This window comes from Mesorhizobium sp. M6A.T.Ce.TU.016.01.1.1 (assembly GCF_003997065.1).
Taxonomy (GTDB): Bacteria; Pseudomonadota; Alphaproteobacteria; order Rhizobiales; family Rhizobiaceae; genus Mesorhizobium; species Mesorhizobium mediterraneum.
The window spans coordinates 100,261-119,355 of sequence record NZ_RZTJ01000018.1 but is presented as its reverse complement, the minus strand read 5'-3'; the positions used below and the strand labels follow the sequence as shown (position 1 = coordinate 119,355).

Genomic DNA, 19,095 nt, shown 5'->3' with positions numbered 1-19,095 from the left:
AGCACCTCGGGTGCGTCGTGGAGCCGAGGCTTCATAATGCTCGGCCGGTCGCCCTGCGAATGCCTGGCAATTAACCTGCGGCCTCCGCAAAACATTCGTCATAGAGTTCGCTGGCGTTTCCCGCATCACCGAACGAGGTCCAGCCGCCGTCCACGTAGAGGATCGAGCCGTTGATATATGAGGCGTCAGACGAAGCAAGGAAGAACGATGCATCTGCGACGTCTTCTGGCCGTCCCATCCTGCCCATGGGGATGCGTCGTCCGATTGCTGCCAGGTCGATGCGGCCGGCTTTGGCCAACTGAGCAAGTGCGGGCGTGCGGATGTGGCCAGGAGCGACGGTGGCTGTCCGAATTCCGACCGGGCCGAGTTCGGCCGCCATGCAACGGGTCAGCATATCCATCCCCGCCTTGGAGGCGCCGTAGGCATGGCGCGGCGCGAACGGCAGAAAGCTGTCGATCGACCCGAGATTGAGGATCACGCCGCCCGGGCGCATAGCCTTGATCGCTTCGCGCGCGCAGGTGAAGGCGCCGGTAAGGTTGACATCCAGGACGTGTTCGAGCTGGTTCGACAGTTGCTCGATCGCAGGCACAATCCTGTCGGCGGTATCAGCACTATTGACCAGAACATCGATATACCCGAAGCGTCGCCTCAGTTCTTCGAACATCGACACCACATCGCTCTCGACGGCCACGTCCAGCGATTTCGCCAGATGCTTGCCGGGGAGCGATGTAGCCAGCTCTGCCGCTGCAGTGCCATCTTTATCAGCAATCACGACGGTGTCGCCGTTGGCGGCAAAGCGGCGAGCGACGGCCGCGCCAATGCCTTTTGCGCCACCGGTGACGAGCACGATTCGCGCATCTGTGCATTCGGCCGGACAGGAGAGCTCGGCTTGGAGCGCACCATCCACCGGCGGGTGAGCATCCCCCGGCTGGTTGAATGACATCCAGCCTCCGTCGACTGCCAGCACCGAGCCGGTGATGTAGCGCGCCTGCGTGCTGCTCAGAAAACGCACGACCCTGGCGATCTCGTCGGGGCGAGCCAAGCGCCCCATCGGCACGCGGCGGCGTATCGCCGCGAGGTCCATTTTGCCAGCGCGTGCCAGTTCTGTGACCATTGGGGTGCGGACGGAGCCCGGCGCCACCGCCGTGACGCGGATTCCTCGCATAGCCCACTCGCATGCAAGGGACTTTGTCAACGAGATCACGCCAGCTTTCGAGGCTGCGTAGGCGTTGCGCCTGGGATTGCCGACCACGCCCGCCATCGAAGCCACATTGACGATCGCACCGCCAGGCCTCATGCGCCGCGCCGCTTCCCGGGCCATAACGAATGGCCCAATAAGGTTCACTGTCACGCCGCGTCGGAAGGTATCGACAGCGGTGTCGATGATCCTATCCATCGTGGGCCCAACCGCCGCATTGTTGATGAGGACATCGATTTGCGCGAACCGTGCTTCGACCTGGCCGAAAAGTGAGAGCATGTCCTTCTCTCGCGACACATCGCACTCCAGACCGACGTGCGGCGACCCGAGATCCCGAGCCAGTTCAACCACACCACTGCCCGGAAGGTCCACCGCAACTACAGTGTCTCCGTCCGCGGCAAGGATATCGACCAGGGCACGGCCGATCCCGCCCGCAGCGCCTGTGATGATTACGGTGCGTGCTGCCAGTTTCACGAGAGCTTCTCCACGATGACCGCTTGTAATCTCAGCCCATCAACCTTGGGCGGAATGAAGGGTCGAGCCAAATCGTTGCAGTGACCGCCAGTTGCGGCCCCACACAGATGTCGTTCCCGTAAGGCGCTCATCCTCCATTTCTACCCACTTATGCAGCTCCCAGTTGGGGACCCTCGACGCCATCTTGGTCGGTGGGGATGTGACCCTTGAGCAACTGGTAGATGGGATCGTCTGGATGTGGTGCTCCAATCGGCTGTCGCTGGCCGAACCTATCTGCCTCAAGAATCGCTGGCGGGATTTGCTCCTCAACCCAATCGTAGACGACTGTCCGTTCCGCAATTCGCCACTCGTCCTGCCTCTTCTGAAACAGATCGCAGTAACGGCCGCAAAGCAGCGTCTGACGTATTTCTTGGTCTGTATCCGGTCCGCGTTGCAGCGCGGTGAAATAGCTCTCGACCGCGGCCTCTGCTGAACTGATGAAGTCGATCAGGCTGTTCGTGATTTGATGGATGTTACGGTGCCCCGGCAGACCGAGAGCAAATTGGATGAAGTCCTCTGCCGGTCCGCAATAGGGACCGTGCCTGTCATACGCTTCGGGCCAGTATGCGCTACGCAGCGCCGCCTCATCGGCGCGGTCTATCCCGCGGCAGTACCGATACAGGCAGTTGCGGATCGCCTCTCGGTCACGCAGTTCGGTAAGTTTCGCGTGGTCGACAGGGTCTGTCGCGAATTGTATGATTGTTTTGTCCTTCCCGATGCCAGTCTGCACTTTGCGTGTGTCTCTCTCTACAACTGAGTTAGCGGGGGGCTCGTCAACTTCCAGAGCTTGTTCGGGGCAGGCTCGTACCCCTTTTGAGGCAAGCAGTTGCTCCCCATCGGCAACATCAATATCACCGGGCAAGATGTAGCCGGCGTCATCAAGCTTGAAGACTCTCGGCGCCCGCGCCCAGCAGCGCGCATGACCCTGGCATCTGGCTTTATGTACGACGACACGCATAGCGAACTCCAATGTCGTTGGCTGAAACTTCAGGACCAGTCCAGGATCAGATTCTCGATCCCGAACACATGGCCGCCGAAGGTGATAGGTTCAGTCCCTGTCTTGATCCGAAAGGCTGGGATGCGCGCCAGCCACTCCTCCAGGCCAATGACAATCTCCCGCCGGGCAAGGTGTGAGCCAAGACAACGATGGGGACCATAGCCAAAGGCAGCGTGCCGGTTGTCCTCGCGCGCCAGATCGATCTCATTCGGGCATTCGAATTCCGCCGGGTCACGATTGGCAATCATCGTGGCACAGGAAACATAGTCTCCCTTGCGGATCGGCGCGCCTTTGAAGTCGACATCCTTCGTTGCCACTCGGATCATCTGAATGGTCGAATAGGCGCGCAGCAATTCTTCCGCAGCGACGGCAATCCGGTCCGGTTCGCTTCGTAGCAATTCCTGATCTTTGGGGTTGCGCGCGAGATGGGCCAAGTCGAAGCATATGGCTGCTGAGACCGTGTCGAGTCCCGCGACGAACACAAGCACGCCGATGCCACGGACTTCTTCGTCACTGAGCAGACGACCCTCGACCTTTGCCTTCACGATGAAGGTCATGAAATCATCGACCGGCTCCTTGCGGCGCTCGGTGGCAAGTTCGTCGATGAAGGCCACGATCGTCCGGGCTGCGGGTGGTCGTTGCTCCTTATCGCCGTGGAGCAGATCTCTAGCCCAGCCGACAAATGTTTCTAGTCCGTTGTCCGAAAGCCCAATAAAGCGAAGGAAGATATTGACCGCGAACGGAACTGCAAAATCCTTCATGATGTCGCAGCTCGTGCCTGATGCGGCGATCCTGTCGATCAGCTTGATCGCTCGTTCCCGGACAGCCGGCTCCAATGCCATTACCCGCTTTGGCGAAAGCAGCGGATTGAGCAGTGAGCGAAAAACACCGTGGAATGGCGGATCGAGCTCAAGCGGGATCATCGGCCAGCTCTCGCCGAGCACAGAGGCGAAGATGCTGCGATGGCTGGAAAACGTTTCGGTGTCCTGCAGCACCCGGCGCTGGTCGCTCGCGCGAGTGATGACCCAGGTACCCCGACCGTCGCGCGTGTTGCTGGTTGAATAAAAGATCGGAGGCCCGGCATGAACGCAAGCAACCGCTGCATGCGGATCCCCGTTAGCGGTCGGCAACATGCCGGGCGACGTAAACAGGCTGAAGTCCCTCACCATTTCGGGCGGGACATGATCTGGAACCGGCCGCGATTTAACCGCGCCAGAATCGAGAGACCGTTCATGAGATGCTGTCGGCATTTGCATGCAATCGTTGGTGCAAGCTCCGTGCCGAATTCGTCTTTCGATAATCCTTGCTGTTTGCTGGGCAGCAGGTGGCGCCTGCGCTGACTTGCTGGTCGGGATTGCAACATTCTTGTCCAGCGTCGGACACAGAATGTAGAAAGCTAGACACCGACTTGGAGCAACTCAACTGGTGGGATCGCTAGCCGATCATGTGCCCGGGGAGCATCCAGTTCGAAAGCTTGCGCTAAGCGGCTTGGTGACTTGGCCGAGGTCACCCAGGTGGAAATGACCAACACTTGGGGTGAGCCTAGTGGCGCTCCCCTCGATGATGTCTGGCGGGGTGGTTAGCCGCCTCCGTGGGACAAGATCAGTCTACACGAATGGACTATAGCCTCTCCTCGCCTGCCTCATTGGCCGTCCTTCAGAGCCGGCCACACGAGCTTTTGTCTTTCAGCAGGGCGTTTTTCTCGCCAGCTACAGAGCCACACCGACGCCATTAATGAGCGTCCAGTCGACGGGTTGGATGGCCCTGTCCATCTTGCCCAGCACCTTGGGTTCGCATTTGCCGGTGCGGCGGAAGCCTTCAAGACGCAGTTCTTGACCTTCTCCAGATCAGCCTCGGACGGATATCGGCAAGGGTTCAGCTCGTCCTTTTGAACTTGCGCATCTTCGTGTTGGCCAACCCCAGGCCGCCCGACATATTTGCGGTCTATCCGGCACCTCAACTTCGAACAACCTTGCGGCAAGCTCTTGGGATAGCCCACGCTCGTGCCTCCACCACCCGCTCAGCAGAGCCAGATTTGTCGTTGATGGCACGGAACTTGCGCAGTCATTCGCAGATGCGTCACGGACCGAGAGTGTCGTCCCATGAATTCGATCACCAAAAAGGCCGCCCGACGTTGCTGGGACCGCCTGCAATTACCTTATCCCAAAATTGGGAGCAACGGCTTCAAAAGGGATAACTCATCACCTCAATTTTGTCGATCGCGCGGCCATCGAACCGCAGCCATCGATCAGACTTCCGCCTCGTTGCACTCATTGCGACCGCCTTGGTGCTTGCGACAACCGCTCAATTCTGGCTGCCAGGATAACCACATATGGCGACGGAACTTCCTGCTTCAAAGCAATATAGAGATCGTCGATCATCCCCCCATCAAGGCCTCGATCGAGGACACCGCGTTCGGCTTGCTTGGTTCGCAGTGAACAGGCCGCACTTCGACGAATGCGATCGATGCGACCGCGCCGAGAACTCTCCCGCATTGTCGACGGTTGGGTCCGTCGGCCCTCCGATGAGGCCTCGGATGCGTCGGGCGCCGAGGCCTCGACTGATGCCGACTGGCCGCCGCCGGAAGGTCTCGCGGCTTTGATCCCCGGCGATGTAGCCACCCCTGCTGCAACAGCTCCTAGCCGGAGAACTCATTCATGACCGAATCGGCGACAGATTTAGTGGACGCGGCTTTGTTCGACCGAGATCGGCTTGACCCAGAAAGTCCCTATCAACGTTCTGGCCCTGCATGGGGTGCCATCATTTCGCTTTCCTTCGGCACCTTCGGGCTTGTGACGGCAGAGTTTCTGCCCGCCAGCGTTCTGACACCGCTCGCGCATGATCTCCGTATCACCACGGGCACGGCTGGACAGGCGCTAACAGCGACCGCAATCGTCGCGGCGATCTCGGCACCGATAATCGCCATCGTGACAAAGCGTCTGGACCGCAGGGTCGTCATCTGGGCGATGACGCTCCTGCTGATCCTGTCGAACGTTCTGGCGGAGGTTGCGGGGTCGCTGCCGGTTTTGCTGGCGGCACGCGTCGTCCTTGGCATATCGCTTGGTGGTTTTTGGTCAATTTCGGCAGCGTTGGCGATGCGGCTGGTTCCAAGTCACCTCATGCCGCGCGCCATGTCGATCATCCTCACCGGCGTTTCTGTCGCCTCCGTCTGCGCGGCTCCAATCGGCGCTTATGTCGGTGACATTTGGGGATGGCGAGCCTCGTTCAAGGTCGCCGCAATCGTGAGTGCCGTTGCGCTGCTCGTGCAACTCGTAACCATTCCGCCACTGCCTCCGATCGAAGTGCGCAGATTCCGCAGTCCGCTGGACGTCGCGAAGAATCCGGCGATGAAGGTTGCGGTGCTAGTCGTGCTATTGGTCGCTTCCGGCCATTTTGCCAGCTTCGCCTACATCCGCGCCTTTCTCGAGAGCGTTCCTGCGCTCGACAAGAAGTCGATCCCGCTCGTGTTCCTTGCTTTTGGCACGGCCGGCGTCTTCGGCAATTTAGCCGGCGCATTCCTCACCAAACACAGTCTCAAGGCGGTCGCGGCCCTGCCGCCCCTGCTCATTGCCGTAGCCGCTGTCTCGCTCCTGACTATGGGAGCATCGGCCTTGACCTCGGCAATTGCAGTTGCCGTATGGGGCTTTGCTTTTGGCGCGGTCCCGGTCGGATTGCAGACATGGATGGTGCTACGCGCCGCTCCGAAACAGGCCGAGAGCGCTGGTGTACTGATGGTCATAACCTTCCAAGTGGCCATCGCAGCCGGCACAACTTTCGGTGGCCTATTGGTGGATCACACGGGTATTGCCAGTGTCTTTGTCTACAGCGCGGTTGCTACGTTCCTCGCTGTCTTGACAGTATTTTTGCTCGGCCCGAACCGCAAAACCTGACCGCCTGGTGGGGAGTGACGACGGTCGGCGGCGTTCACGCTATTGTCACCTCTGAGCTCGGCCCAAAGGCCGCGGCTTCGTCGTAACCATGCGGTCGATGGGGCAGCGCCAAATTGCTTCCTGCTCATCGCGTTACGATAATACAGCGCGCTTATTGCGTCATCGTGTCCCCGATCTCGGCTTCAATGCCCGGCTACTGGCTGCGGAGGCAGATGGGCGCCGGCGTCCCACCGACGACGATCGGTCTTTTCTCATGTAGCTGTCGGGGAAACGAGGCAGGTTTTCCGCCAGAACCCGCCAGTCGTCGCGCTCGCGTTCGCCTTCCTTGCGCGCACCGAACAACTGGATGATAATCTTGCCGTCGGACCCATATGCTTCGAGCGAGGTGACGTGACTGTCATTGGTCGGCTTGCGCACGGCCCAAACCTCACGGATTTGGTGGGTCCTGAGATGCAGCCGGAACGTTTCGTCCAGCACATAGATGCACGGCCCGATCTGCTTGACCGACTTGATTAAGCCGGAATGGGTCTGGATAGAACCTCGGTTGCCGACGAAGCACATGATCGGCAATTCGTCTTCGGCCGCACGCTGGAGCACGGCGCCAACTGCGGCATTGTCGAGCAGCCAAGCGTAATCCTGGCCGACCATGCGCAAAGCCTGGCAGCGGCTGAGCTTGAGCGTCTTTAGAAGGTTGACGTCAGTCAGCCGGCTCCAGTGCTCGCGTAGGTCGTCCACCGTGCCGGCCCAGTCCGCAGTCCTCGCGCCCAGGTCGGCTACTCTCGCCTTAAGCGACATGGTCGGCTCCTGGTTGGCGGATACGAGCTCGGCCACCAGCTTTCGATAGGCATGAAGGTTGGAGACCGGCCTGAGATGCACCTTATGCACTGCTGCGCCGGTGGCGTCGAAGAATTGCAAACTGCGCTGGATTCCGCCGCGATGGCGCCTTTCAACAGCGAAACCATACCTCCAAGCCTGCGGGAAGACGCGAAGGTCGAATTCGTCACCAAGGACCATGGCGTGATTGTTGCCGGTTATCACTCTGTTGAAGACGCCAATCTTTTCGTGCACGGCACCTTGATTGCGGGTCAGCGCCCTCACTTCGCCCACGAATTCGAGGCCCGTCAGAAGGTGATTGACGCGCGGGTCGATGCGTGCCGCGCCGAAACCGCAATGGGCCGCGACCAGTTCCGCTTCCGAAATGGCCAATTGGGCGGCGAAATCACGCGCGGGAATGTTCGGACAGACTTCCCACGCACGCCGGATTTCGTTGGGCGACCGCTTCTTGCGCTGATCCATGTTTTTACCCCCGCCCCGTTCTTCTTTTGACGATCGATCGAAAAACGGGCCTCAGGGGTGTGCACGGCGGACGCGATCGATCGTCAGGCACATGCCAGTCGAATCCTGTCTCCGGGCGGTCAGCGGCCAATCGCCGGTAGAGAGCGATTGTTGGGTGGTCGGCGCCAATCGGCCGATCGAGCATTCGGGTACCACCGGCGGTGCTGCTTTCCCACTCAAGGCGGGTCTGATGGATCATATTGCTTTCCTTCGTTCTTCGATTGCGAGGGCAACCCAAAGGTGAATCGGCCGGCAATTTTGCCGCCGCAACGAAGGCTTCACAAAAATCGTGCCAGTTGCTCCGCGGCAAGCTCTGAACATCTTTGGCTCTGTTCATTGCTTTACGCGTGAGTGCATCGCGAACTCAGGCGCCCTTCCTGTGACGCGGACGCGACAAACCCGACAGTAAGTGTCGGTTGTCGGACGTCTCCCCAGCAATCGAGCATAAGAGACGTCGGGATGTCCTACGGTTTTTGACACGTCTTCCCTTTGGCACGGTCCATGCGAGATGATCCGCGAAAACGTCGGACCGAGGAGAAATCGAGCCATGATTACGCTCACCGACAACGCTGTTGCCGCCATCAAGGCCGCTCTTTACCGCGCCAGCGAGCCGGCGGAAGGATTTCGCATCATGGTCCATGCCGGCTGCGCCGGCTTCCAATACTCAATGGGCCTGGAGAGCGTCTCACGTGAGGGCGATGCGATCATCGAGCGAGATGGGCTCAAGGTGTTCATGGATAGAGGCTCCCAACCCCATGCCGCCGGCATGACCGTGGACTTCGTCACTGGGCTCGAAACATCCGGCTTTGTTTTCGATAACCCCAATGCGCGTGAGACGTGCGGCTGCGGCAAGTCCTGCAAATGATTGCGAGGGAACAGGCTATGTTCGACTATAGCGACGCCAAGGAATACTGCGTCGAACCGGTAACCGCCGGCGCTCTGGAACCGGCCGACACGCACTGTCGGCCCGGAACAATTGCGTTCGGTGATGCGCGAAATCGCGATCATCGATCGTTGCCGTGGGCAAGCAAACAAAATTGCCCGAAACAGCTGAATTCCCGGCGGATGCCGCCACCAAAGGGCAATGTCGACAGCGACCGGTCAGCCAAGCCATCGCTCGCCCGGCCGCCCACCTTACCAGATACGATATGCGCCAGAGGTTCAATGGCCCGCCTACCCTTGAATCATTTCAGCAGTTGAAGGATCACTCCCATGAGCCCTGTCTATCTCGACAACAACGCAACGACGCGGGTTGATCCTGCAGTCGTTGGAGCGATGTTGCCTTTCTTTACGGAGCAATTTGGCAATCATTCGTCCATGCACACCTATGGCGCATCGGTTGCTGAAGCCGTGAGAAAGGCGAGGCAACAGTTGCAAGCCCTCATCGGCGCGGGATTCGAGGACGAGATCATCTTCACCTCGGGCGGGACTGAAAGCGACAGTACAGCCATCCTTTCGGCGCTGGAGGTGATGCCCGACCGAACGGAAATAGTGACTTCCGCGGTTGAACATCCGGCCGTTCTGAAGTTGTGCGCGCACCTTGAAAAGACGCGCGGCGTCAAGGTGCACATTATCCCAGTCGATCACCACGGCCGGCTCGACCTGGACGCCTACAGAACCGCCCTCACCCCACAAGTGGCAATCGTCTCGATAATGTGGGCGAACAATGAGACCGGTACGATCTTTCCCGTGGTTAAGCTTGCCGATCTAGCCAGGGAAGTCGGCGCGCTTTTCCACACTGATGCAGTGCAGGCGGTCGGAAGGCTTCCGATTGAGCTGAAATCGACCGCGATCGACATGCTGTCGCTCTCCGCCCACAAGCTGCATGGTCCAAAGGGGATAGGCGCGCTTTATGTAAGACGTGGCGTGCGCTTCTCCTCCATGATCAAGGGTGGGCACCAAGAGCGCGACCGGCGTGCAGGCACTGAAAACACACCCGGCATAGTCGGACTGGGCATGGCGGCCGAACTCGCCTTGAAATTCATGGACGAGACAAAACGAATAAAATGGTTGCGCGACCGCCTTGAGAACGGGATCATCCAGCGCATCCCAAACACATCCATCAACGGCGATCCGCAAGAGCGATTGCCAAACACTGCAAACATTGGATTCGAAGGTATCGAAGGCGATGCAATCCCAATTGTCCTGAGCCGGCTGGGAATCGCCTGTTCCGCCGGGTCCGCCTGTGCCTCTGGCTCACTGGAACCGAGCCATGTTCTGATCGCTATGAACGCGGCATGTGGGGCAGTCCGCTTCTCCTTGTCGCGTGACAACGGCGAAGATGACGTAGACCGCGTGCTTGAGGTCCTGCCTGCGATCACCGAGAAGCTACGGGCCCTTCCCAGTGCTGGACTGTGCGGGCGAGGTGCAGAACAGCTTCATTCCGGCCCGGGTCCGAGCGGCACAATAGCCGACGAGCCGTGAGGTCTTCCTCAACGTGACGACCCTGCGCAATGGAGAGCGGTCAAACCCGGGGTCGCCTTCACCACTTCAGAAAAGCTTGAGATCACCAAGTCTCTTGCCCCAGCCGCCGTGTCAGAGGTCGGCACGCCGTCAGCAATGTCACCAACGCATCGACACCACAATTTCGCGCCGGGAGAATACAATGAACTGCTCCGCTGACAGCCGCCCGATCGATCGCACCGATATCCTGGCGCGACTGAAAGGCCTGTCGGCTGCGGAGGACTTCTTCGCCTGCCTTGGCGTCTCCTACGACCCGAAAGTGATGAATGTCTCGCGGCTCCATATCATGAAGCGCGTGGGCCAATACCTTGCCGAAGAAGATTTCTCCGGTCTGCCTGACCAGGTAATCGCCGCGCGGGTGCGCGCCAAGCTGGAACGCGCCTACGAAGATTTCGCGACTTCCTCGCCGCTCACGCAACGTGTGTTCAAGGTGCTAAGGGACCACGATCCAAACATATGTCCCGCACCTGGCCGCGCCTTCGTCCCGCTCGACTCTGCACTGAAGCGGTTCGGAAAGTAATGAGCCCGACACGGCTGCGACGCGACAATGTCGAGAAGTCGACAAATCCAGTCCTCATGACGCTCCTCGGAAGCAAACGAAGCCACCTTCTGGAATAGAGGCAGGCAGAAGACTTGGCATGAACGATGCAGGCATGAGGTGAACCGCCAAGCACGCATCCGGACTGGGAGCTTAGAGAAATCGCCAATGCACATCGTAATCTGCATCAAGCAGGTGCCGGATTCGGCACAGATCCGCGTCCACCCGGTGACGAACACGATCATGCGTCAGGGTGTGCCGACCATCATCAATCCTTACGACCTGTTCGCCCTCGAAGAAGCGCTCAAACTGCGCGACGTTCATGGTGGCGAGGTTACTGTGCTCACAATGGGTCCGCCCATGGCGGAGGACTCGCTGCGAAAGGCGCTCGGTTACGGTGCTGACCGAGCAGTTCTCTTGACGGACCGCTATTTTGCCGGATCCGATACGCTGGCGACCTCCTTTGCTCTTTCGCAAGCAATCGCAAAAATTGGGGAGACTTTCGGCAGGCCGGACATCGTCTTCACCGGCAAGCAGACGATTGACGGCGATACCGCCCAGGTCGGACCCGGCATAGCCAAGCGCCTGGATCTATCGCAACTTACCTATGTCGCGAAGATTGCCTCCATCGATCTCAAAACGCGCGAGATCGAAGTCGCGCGTCGCGCCGAAGGCGGCACCCAGTTGCTGAAGAGCAGACTCCCTTGCCTCATTACCATGCTGGAAGACACCAACGAAATCCGCCGGGGCTCGCTCCAGCAGGCTCTTTGCGCGGCGCGCAGCCAAGTCGTGAAGTGGACTGCAGCCGACGCCGGCATTGACGATCTCACCCGGTGCGGTCTGCGTGGCTCGCCGACAGTCGTCAAGCGTGTTTTCGCCCCCACCGCACGGGCAGAAAGCGCGGCGCAGATCGACACCGCGGAAAGGGGCTTGCAGGACATAGCCGATGAACTCATCGCCGATATCTTAACCCGCCGGCCGGCGCTGGAACATGAGCTGGCCTTCAACAGCGGCACGTGACGGCCAGGAGCAGAAAATGTCGACCGCAAGCCAAACTACCCCTCGCATTGCCCCCGGCCGTGCCGGTGTAAAGAAAGAACTTCCCGACCGTTTCAAAGACTACCGGCACGTGTGGGTCTTCCTCGAGCTCGAACGCGGCAATGTGCATCCTGTATCATTCGAACTGCTGGGTGAAGGCCGCAAATTAGCCGACAAGCTTGAAGTCCAGCTCGCGGGCGTCGTGCTGGGACCGCCGGGCGAGATGGTCGAGGACGCTGTTGCCGAGGCCTTCGCTTACGGGGCGGATCTTGTCTACATCGTCGATGCGCCGCCGCTCGCCGACTACCGGAACGAGCCGTTCGCCAAGGCGCTCACGGATCTGGTCAATACCCATAAACCCGAAATCCTCCTTCTCGGCGCGACCACACTGGGCAGGGATCTTGCGGGCTCGGTAGCGACGACCCTGCAGACGGGGCTCACGGCCGACTGCACAGAACTTGATGTAGATTCCGACGGTTCACTCGCCGCGACCCGTCCGACTTTTGGTGGCTCGTTGTTGTGTACGATCTATACACTAAACTACCGGCCGCAAATGGCGACGGTGCGACCAAGGGTCATGCCTATGCCGCAGCGGGTGGATAAGCCGGTCGGGCGTGTCATGCGGCACAAGCTGTCGCTCGTTGAGGACGATATCGTCACCAAAGTCCTCGGCTTCCTGCCGGATAACCAGTCGGCAATGGCAAATCTTGCCTATGCGGATGTCGTGGTTGCGGGAGGCCTCGGTCTCGGCGCGGCGGAGAACCTTCAGCTTGTGAAGAATCTTGCCCGAGCGATCGGCGCCGAGCATGGCTGTTCGCGCCCCTTGGTCCAGAAGGGCTGGATGCCGGCTGATCGGCAGATTGGCCAAACTGGCAAGACCATTCGACCGAAGCTTTACATCGCGGCCGGAATTTCCGGCGCCATCCAGCACCGAGTTGGGGTCGAGGGGGCCGATCTCATCGTCGCGATCAACACCGATCCGAACGCGCCGATTTTCGAGTTCGCCCACCTCGGGATCGTCACGGATGCAATCCGCTTCCTGCCCGCACTGACGGAAGCCTTCACCCGGCGGCTGTCGCCGCACAGTCGAGACAAGCTTGCGAGTTGAGGGAGAGGACATGATTGAACAATTCGATGCCATTGTGGTCGGAGCCGGCATGTCCGGAAACGCAGCTGCTTACACTTTGGCAAGCAAGGGGCTGAAGGTACTGCAGTTGGAGCGCGGGGAATATCCGGGCTCTAAGAACGTCCAGGGTGCCATAATGTACGCGAACATGCTGGAGAAGATCATCCCGGACTTCCGGGATGATGCGCCCCTCGAGCGGCACCTGGTCGAACAGCGACTTTGGGTGATGGACGACACGTCTCACACCGGAATTCATTACCGGTCGGACGACTTCAATGAGGCGAAACCCAACCGCTACACGATCATCCGCGCCCAGTTCGACAAATGGTTTTCCCGCAAGGTGCGCGAGGCTGGCGCGACGGTCCTGTGTGAGACGACCGCGACGGAACTCGTCCGTGATGGCAATGGCAAGGTGATCGGCGTCCGCACAGACCGGGCTGGCGGAGTGGTCTTCGCGAATGTGGTCGTTCTCGCAGAAGGGGTGTCGGGATTGCTTGGCACTCGCGCAGGCCTGCGCGAGATGCCGAAGCCGGAGACCGTGGCGCTTGCCGTCAAGGAAATGCATTTCTTGCCCGAAGAGGTCATTGGCCAGCGGTTCGGTGTCAAGGGCGATGAAGGCTGCGTAATCGAGGCCGTGGGCACGATCTCTCGCAGCATGGCCGGGCTCGGCTTCCTTTACACCAACAAGGAGTCGATTTCACTCGGCATCGGCTGCCTGGTCTCGGATTTCGCCGCGACGATGGAGAGCCCGTCCGCCCTCCTAGATGCGATGAAAAACCATCCTTCGATCCGGCCGCTGATCGCTGGCTCGGAGGTGAAAGAATATGCCGCCCATCTTATCCCCGAAGGTGGTTACAGGGCCATTCCGCAGCTCTTCGGCGACGGTTGGGTCATCGTCGGCGACGCAGCGCAACTGAACAATGCCATTCACCGTGAGGGTTCGAACCTTGCCATGACCTCGGGTCGTGTCGCGGCTGAGGCGATCGTCAAAGTCAAAAGCCGCAACGGTCCTATGACCAAAGCGAACCTTGCGCTCTACAAGACGATGCTGGATGACTCCTTTGTGATCAAGGATCTTAAGAAATACAAGGACATGCCAGCCTTACTCCACACCAATTCCAGCAACTTTTTTGACAGCTATCCGCGGTTGATGTCGCATGCCGCTCAGAACTTCATGCGTGTCGACGGCACGCCGAAGATCGAGAAGGAAAAGAACACCACGGCCGCCTTCATCAACGCGCGCTCGCGCTGGGGGTTGGTCAGCGACGCGGTCCGCCTGGCATTGGCATGGCGCTGAAGAGGGTACAAGATGACGATCGCAGTGACGAAGGTTCGTGTCGAGGACAAGCTTTACCAGAACCGCTATCTGGTCGATTCCGGCCGCCCCCATATTATAGTGCGACCGCACGACAAGCCAAGCGCGAACTTGCTTGCGTTGACCTACGTCTGTCCAGCGAAATGCTATGAGTTGAATGACAAGGGTCAAGTCGAGATCACCGCCGACGGCTGCATGGAATGCGGCACCTGCCGGATATTGTGCGAGAAAGGCGGCGACATCGAGTGGAACTATCCGCGCGGCGGCTTTGGTGTCCTGTTCAAGTTCGGATGATCAGCCAGGACCGTGCCAAGAGCATGCCGGCAGCGAGCAACTGCGGCACACCATGAGCCTCTCCATCCACTTGCAAAGAGCTAGTGAATATTGGCCTTTCGCAATTCAAATTTCCTCGACTCGTTAGCGGTGTCCTCAGGCCACGGCGGTGCCCTGTGCGCCGGACTTACCACCGGTCACGTGGTCGAGCCCCTTTGGGACAACGTCCGGCCATCGTGCCGGATGGCAGCCACAACGGCCGGTGAGCAAGTGGAACGGCACAACCCATGACAAAGACGTATGTGCTAGTGCATGGTGCCTGGCATGGCGGATGGTGTTGGCGGGACGTGGCCGCCAATCTTCGCAAGATGGGATACTACGTGACCACGCCGACCCAGACAGGTGTCGGCGAACGCGCACATTTGCTGTGCAAGGACATCACGCCCGACACATTCGTGACCGACATCGTCAACCACATTGTGACGGAAGAGCTGAGCGATGTGATCCTTGTCGGTCACAGTCTAGGCGGCATCAGCATCACCGGCGCCGCCGACCGGATACCCGACCATATCAGCCATCTCGTTTATCTCGACGGCGCCATCGTCGAGAGCGGTCAAAGTGTATTCAGCACCATGCCCCCCGACATCGTCGCCGCCCGTCGAAAATTGGTTGCGGAGGAAGGACGGGGTATCTTCATGCCGACTCCGCCGCCAACAGCATTCGGCATTCCCGAGGGACACTCGCTCACGGACTGGGTGCGGCGCCGGATAACACCGCATCCGGCAGGCACCTACGAAAGCGGACTTAAGCTCGTGCACCCGCTCGGCAACGGCAGGCCCCGAACCTATGTCGTCTGCACTAATCCACTCCACCCGCCGATGGCGGGAGCGCGAGAATGGGTCGCGAAGCAGGATGGCTGGGCGTGGCAGGAACTCGCCACTGGCCACGACGCAATGATCCTCGCACCGACGGAAGTTGCTCTCCTTCTTAGCGCTGTCGGCTGAGGAACCAAGTAAAGGGTGAGCGGCGGCCGATTCTCAGGCCGCGGCCTTGAGTTCTGGTGCACGGATGTAGGCCCAACGGGTCGTTCCGGTGGCGCCACCGAAACCACCGCCGGAACAAAGGCGGGAGTGGCCTGTCCTGCGGACGTAGCAAGCTTGCGAGCGTTCCGCCGCGGCCGCAGCCCGTAGCGCCGGGCAACCTCCGAGATCACCGCGTTCGGCTCCAGGGTCTCGGCGATGACTCCGTCCCTTGTCGTCCATCGACCAATGCCGTCGACTAACAGCGCCGTTGATCACCTCGAAACGCCGAGGCTGCCGCTCAGGGTCAATCGTAAGTTCAAGTTCAGACACAAGCCGATCTCCGATCCACCTCAGAATGGCAGGCCCACAGATCGCGGGCACTCCTGGAAGGACACAGCGCTTACCCTTGAAATATGGAGAACCATGGCTTTACGCCGTCGGCAGTTGAGCTGATCTCGCAATGCTATTTCCCCCGGCAACGTCCGCGAGCTGGAGAACTGCGTGTAAAGAACAGCCACACTTGCGCGTTCTCCTCTGGAAGGAACCAATCTTTCGGAACGTGGCAATGTCATCGACGAGCTCTCACGGCCCAGCACGATGCCGGTTCGGCGCATCGGCGCCCCTGAACACGAGATAGCCGGTTGCGATTCTAACGATACGGCCGGACCGGCGCTGGGTCCGCGGCGGACGGAGCGTGACCGGCTGATCGACACAATGGAGAAGGCCGGCTGGGTTCAGGCTAATGCGGCTCGAATTCTCGGCCTCACGCCGCGACAAGTCGGCTAGGCGATACGCCGGCATAGCATCGAGGTGAAGGAAATTCTAAGAGCCTGGATGAGCCAATCGTCAGGCCAGTGGTCTTGCGCGCCCTCTGCGCGACAAGGAGTGCTTTGTGCTTCTGAACGGATTTGGACTTGCACTGTCGCAAGCAGGACAAAATTGTGTCGCGCCGGCCTCACACAACCCGACATCGACCCAAATAGTGAACTGAAGCCGCTTTTTTAAGTTGGTATGGCTCTTGCACCTTGAACCGCGACGTACCAGCAACGGAGCCGTTTGATGTCCTCACCGATAATTTCGATTGAGGGGCCGACTAGCACGACATCCGAGGGTTTTCTGGCAGCCGCGAAATCCGGTGGCTGCGCACCGTCCTCCTACGGCTCGTCGCCGACCAGCCCGGGCGATGTGGATCCGGCTATTTGGGACAAGATCAAGGATCACCCCTGCTTTTCGGAGGAAGCGCATCACTATTTCGCGCGTATGCATGTGGCGGTCGCGCCGGCTTGCAATGTCCAGTGCAACTACTGCAATCGCAAATACGATTGCGCCAACGAGAGCCGGCCTGGTGTTGTGTCTGAGAAGCTGACGCCCGACCAAGCGCTACGCAAGGTCATCGCGGTTGCCAACAAAGTTCCGCAGCTTTCGGTTCTTGGCATCGCTGGGCCGGGGGATGCCTGTTACGACTGGGAGAAAACGAAGGCAACGTTCGACCGCGTCATCAGGGAAATCCCCGACATAAAGCTGTGCGTCTCCACCAACGGGCTCGTGCTGCCGGACCATGTCGCCGAGCTTGCCGAAATGAATGTTGATCACGTGACGATCACCATCAACATGGTCGACCCGGAAGTCGGCGCAAAGATTTATCCTTGGATCTTTTATGAAAATCGCCGCTACTTCGGCATCGAAGCCGCTCGAATCTTGCACGCGCGGCAGATGTTGGGCCTGGAAATGCTGAGCGCGCGCGGCATCCTCACCAAAATCAACTCGGTGATGATTCCTGGAGTGAACGACCAGCACCTGTTTGAGGTGAACAAAATGGTCAAGGAGCGGGGCGCGTTCCTGCACAACGTGATGCCTCTGATTTCGGACCCGGCACACGGCACACACTACGGACTCATCGGGCAGCGCGGCCCAACGGCAATGGAGATGATGGCCCTTCAGGATCGACTTGAAGGTGGCGCCAAGTTGATGCGCCACTGCCGGCAGTGCCGGGCAGATGCTGTCGGCCTGCTCGGTGAAGATCGTGGCCAGGAATTCACGCTGGACGGGATTCCCAACGATGTCACCTACGAGGCTGGCAAGCGTCAGGCCTATCGGCAGGTGGTCGCACACGAGCGCCGTGATCATGAGGCGGCGAGGGGCGAGGCCATCGGTATGATCAAGGCAACAGACTCCGAAAAGTCGCTTCTGGTTGCGGTGGCCACTAAGGGAGGTGGACGCGTCAATGAACACTTCGGCCACGCGAAGGAGTTCCAGGTTTATGAAGTCTCGCCTAGAGGGATCAGCTTGGTCGGGCATCGGAAGGTCGAGCGGTATTGCCTCGGAGGCGGGGGCGAAGACGCCACCCTCGAGGGCGTCATCGCTGCGCTGGAAGGCATACACATAGTCCTATGCGCCAAGATCGGAAATCGCCCGAAGGAACAACTCTCGCGAGCTGGACTGCGCGTAACCGACGCCTATGGCCATGACTACATCGAGACCGCAGTCAGCGCACTTTACGCGGCAGAGTTTGGGATCAGACCACTAGCGGCGACGGCCTGAGCCGTCTCGTCCGATAACCAGGAGTTAGAATGGCTTTCAAGATCATCGCATCCCAATGTACCCAATGCGGGGCCTGCGAGTTCGAATGTCCCTCGGAAGCGATCAAGTTCAAGGGCGACGCCTATGTGATCGATCCAAACAAGTGCACCGAATGCAAGGAGGCCTTCGATACGCAGCAATGCGTGTCGGTCTGTCCGGTATCGAAAACCTGCGTTCCCGCTTGATTCCTGCCGAAACGGTCGGGTTCGCCGCACGAGGACGCCTGCAAACCGGGACCACACCAAAAGCCTCGAGAAAGGAGTGGACACCATGTGGTCCAGACGCGAACAGGAGGTCGAAATCGGCAGACCGCCACGGTTCATGCAGGGTGAGCGGGTCCGTGCGACACGCCACATAAAAAACGACGGCACCTATCCCGGCAAGGAGGTCGGCGAAAACCTCGTGCGGAAGGGCGACGAAGGCTACGTGCGCGACATTGGAACCTTTCTCCAGCAATTCTTCATCTATGCGGTCGAATGGATCGATCGTGGCACGGTCGTCGGCATGCGAGCGCGCGAACTCATTAGCCTCGACAAAGTCGAGGTTCCCTGCGGAGCTGAAGGCATTTCCAACGGAGGAACAGCCGGATGAAAGTAATGATTCGCAGGACCGCTACTGGCTTGTCGGCTTATGTCCCCAAGAAGGATCTCGAAGAGCCGATCACCGAGATTGAGAACGCAGACTTATGGGGCGGGACCGTGACGCTCAGGAACGGTTGGCGGCTCATGCTGCCCGACCTTCCGCGCGATACGCGTTTGCCGATCACCGTCGAGGCGATGAAGATTTCCGACGGGGCCTGATGCCGGT

The 19,095-nt window shown here is 59.6% G+C and carries 19 protein-coding genes and 2 pseudogenes; 16 read left to right on the top strand and 5 right to left on the bottom strand.

Annotated elements, in window-relative coordinates; all coding sequences use genetic code 11:
* Positions 1-70: 70 nt before the first annotated feature.
* The 4 genes and pseudogenes from EOC94_RS26130 to EOC94_RS26120 form a co-directional block, all read right to left on the bottom strand.
* The gene (locus EOC94_RS26130; RefSeq protein ID WP_095484284.1) at positions 71-1,672 is read right to left on the bottom strand and encodes an SDR family oxidoreductase; all 1,602 of its coding nucleotides are present in this window, start codon (positions 1,670-1,672) and stop codon (positions 71-73) included.
* A gap of 148 nt (positions 1,673-1,820) precedes the next feature.
* Positions 1,821-2,408 carry a nuclear transport factor 2 family protein gene (locus EOC94_RS26125; protein ID WP_245329807.1) on the bottom strand — a complete coding sequence of 196 codons (588 nt, stop codon included), beginning with the start codon at positions 2,406-2,408 and terminating at the stop codon, positions 1,821-1,823.
* Between the two features lie 138 nt (positions 2,409-2,546).
* Positions 2,547-2,669 (bottom strand): annotated as a pseudogene (locus tag EOC94_RS34780) (ferredoxin); the annotation flags it as partial.
* 29 nt (positions 2,670-2,698) lie between these two features.
* Positions 2,699-3,877, bottom strand: a complete 1,179-nt coding sequence (locus tag EOC94_RS26120; protein WP_164759124.1) for a cytochrome P450 — start codon at positions 3,875-3,877, stop codon at positions 2,699-2,701.
* A gap of 933 nt (positions 3,878-4,810) precedes the next feature.
* On the opposite strand from EOC94_RS26120, the gene EOC94_RS26115 reads away from it, so the two are divergent.
* Positions 4,811-5,146, top strand: coding sequence for a hypothetical protein (locus EOC94_RS26115; RefSeq protein WP_127294325.1), 336 nt, complete (start codon positions 4,811-4,813; stop codon positions 5,144-5,146).
* A 219-nt stretch (positions 5,147-5,365) separates the two neighbouring features.
* Positions 5,366-6,598 (top strand): MFS transporter, encoded by a 1,233-nt coding sequence (locus tag EOC94_RS26110; RefSeq protein WP_095484281.1) that lies wholly within the window; start codon positions 5,366-5,368, stop codon positions 6,596-6,598.
* A gap of 264 nt (positions 6,599-6,862) precedes the next feature.
* Here EOC94_RS26110 and EOC94_RS26105 read toward each other — a convergent pair.
* A pseudogene (locus tag EOC94_RS26105) lies at positions 6,863-7,894 on the bottom strand (ChuX/HutX family heme-like substrate-binding protein); the annotation flags it as partial.
* Positions 7,895-8,480: 586 nt separating this feature from the next.
* On the opposite strand from EOC94_RS26105, the gene EOC94_RS26100 reads away from it, so the two are divergent.
* The 14 genes from EOC94_RS26100 (at position 8,481) to nifT (ending at position 19,088) form a co-directional block, all read left to right on the top strand.
* Complete coding sequence (locus EOC94_RS26100; RefSeq protein WP_095484279.1) at positions 8,481-8,798, top strand: iron-sulfur cluster assembly accessory protein; 318 nt, start codon at positions 8,481-8,483, stop codon at positions 8,796-8,798.
* A gap of 17 nt (positions 8,799-8,815) precedes the next feature.
* Positions 8,816-9,133: a hypothetical protein gene (locus tag EOC94_RS26095; RefSeq protein ID WP_126038026.1), complete on the top strand. Its 318-nt coding sequence runs from the start codon at positions 8,816-8,818 to the stop codon at positions 9,131-9,133.
* Between the two features lie 12 nt (positions 9,134-9,145).
* Positions 9,146-10,357: a cysteine desulfurase NifS gene (gene nifS / locus EOC94_RS26090; RefSeq protein WP_095484278.1), complete on the top strand. Its 1,212-nt coding sequence runs from the start codon at positions 9,146-9,148 to the stop codon at positions 10,355-10,357.
* 181 nt (positions 10,358-10,538) lie between these two features.
* Positions 10,539-10,916: a nitrogenase stabilizing/protective protein NifW gene (gene nifW / locus EOC94_RS26085; protein WP_095484277.1), complete on the top strand. Its 378-nt coding sequence runs from the start codon at positions 10,539-10,541 to the stop codon at positions 10,914-10,916.
* Between the two features lie 186 nt (positions 10,917-11,102).
* Positions 11,103-11,954 carry an electron transfer flavoprotein subunit beta/FixA family protein gene (locus tag EOC94_RS26080; protein WP_095484276.1) on the top strand — a complete coding sequence of 284 codons (852 nt, stop codon included), beginning with the start codon at positions 11,103-11,105 and terminating at the stop codon, positions 11,952-11,954.
* Positions 11,955-11,970: 16 nt separating this feature from the next.
* Positions 11,971-13,080: an electron transfer flavoprotein subunit alpha/FixB family protein gene (locus tag EOC94_RS26075; protein ID WP_024505237.1), complete on the top strand. Its 1,110-nt coding sequence runs from the start codon at positions 11,971-11,973 to the stop codon at positions 13,078-13,080.
* Positions 13,081-13,090: 10 nt separating this feature from the next.
* Positions 13,091-14,395, top strand: a complete 1,305-nt coding sequence (locus EOC94_RS26070) for an FAD-binding protein (protein ID WP_095484275.1) — start codon at positions 13,091-13,093, stop codon at positions 14,393-14,395.
* A gap of 12 nt (positions 14,396-14,407) precedes the next feature.
* On the top strand, positions 14,408-14,707 hold the full coding sequence (locus EOC94_RS26065) for a ferredoxin family protein (RefSeq protein WP_024505235.1): 300 nt from the start codon (positions 14,408-14,410) through the stop codon (positions 14,705-14,707).
* A 266-nt stretch (positions 14,708-14,973) separates the two neighbouring features.
* Positions 14,974-15,690 carry an alpha/beta fold hydrolase gene (locus EOC94_RS26060; protein ID WP_095484274.1) on the top strand — a complete coding sequence of 239 codons (717 nt, stop codon included), beginning with the start codon at positions 14,974-14,976 and terminating at the stop codon, positions 15,688-15,690.
* A gap of 615 nt (positions 15,691-16,305) precedes the next feature.
* Entirely contained in the window at positions 16,306-16,494 is a 189-nt protein-coding gene (locus tag EOC94_RS35265) for a helix-turn-helix domain-containing protein (protein ID WP_348627402.1), read from the top strand.
* A gap of 273 nt (positions 16,495-16,767) precedes the next feature.
* Positions 16,768-18,249: a nitrogenase cofactor biosynthesis protein NifB gene (gene nifB / locus EOC94_RS26050; RefSeq protein WP_095484273.1), complete on the top strand. Its 1,482-nt coding sequence runs from the start codon at positions 16,768-16,770 to the stop codon at positions 18,247-18,249.
* A 29-nt stretch (positions 18,250-18,278) separates the two neighbouring features.
* On the top strand, positions 18,279-18,473 hold the full coding sequence (locus tag EOC94_RS26045) for a 4Fe-4S binding protein (protein WP_095484272.1): 195 nt from the start codon (positions 18,279-18,281) through the stop codon (positions 18,471-18,473).
* Between the two features lie 85 nt (positions 18,474-18,558).
* The gene (locus EOC94_RS26040) at positions 18,559-18,879 is read left to right on the top strand and encodes a nitrogen fixation protein NifZ (RefSeq protein ID WP_095484271.1); all 321 of its coding nucleotides are present in this window, start codon (positions 18,559-18,561) and stop codon (positions 18,877-18,879) included.
* Positions 18,876-19,088 carry a putative nitrogen fixation protein NifT gene (gene nifT / locus EOC94_RS26035; RefSeq protein WP_024505230.1) on the top strand — a complete coding sequence of 71 codons (213 nt, stop codon included), beginning with the start codon at positions 18,876-18,878 and terminating at the stop codon, positions 19,086-19,088. Before EOC94_RS26040 ends, nifT begins: the two co-directional genes overlap by 4 nt.
* The last annotated feature ends 7 nt before the right edge of the window (positions 19,089-19,095 follow it).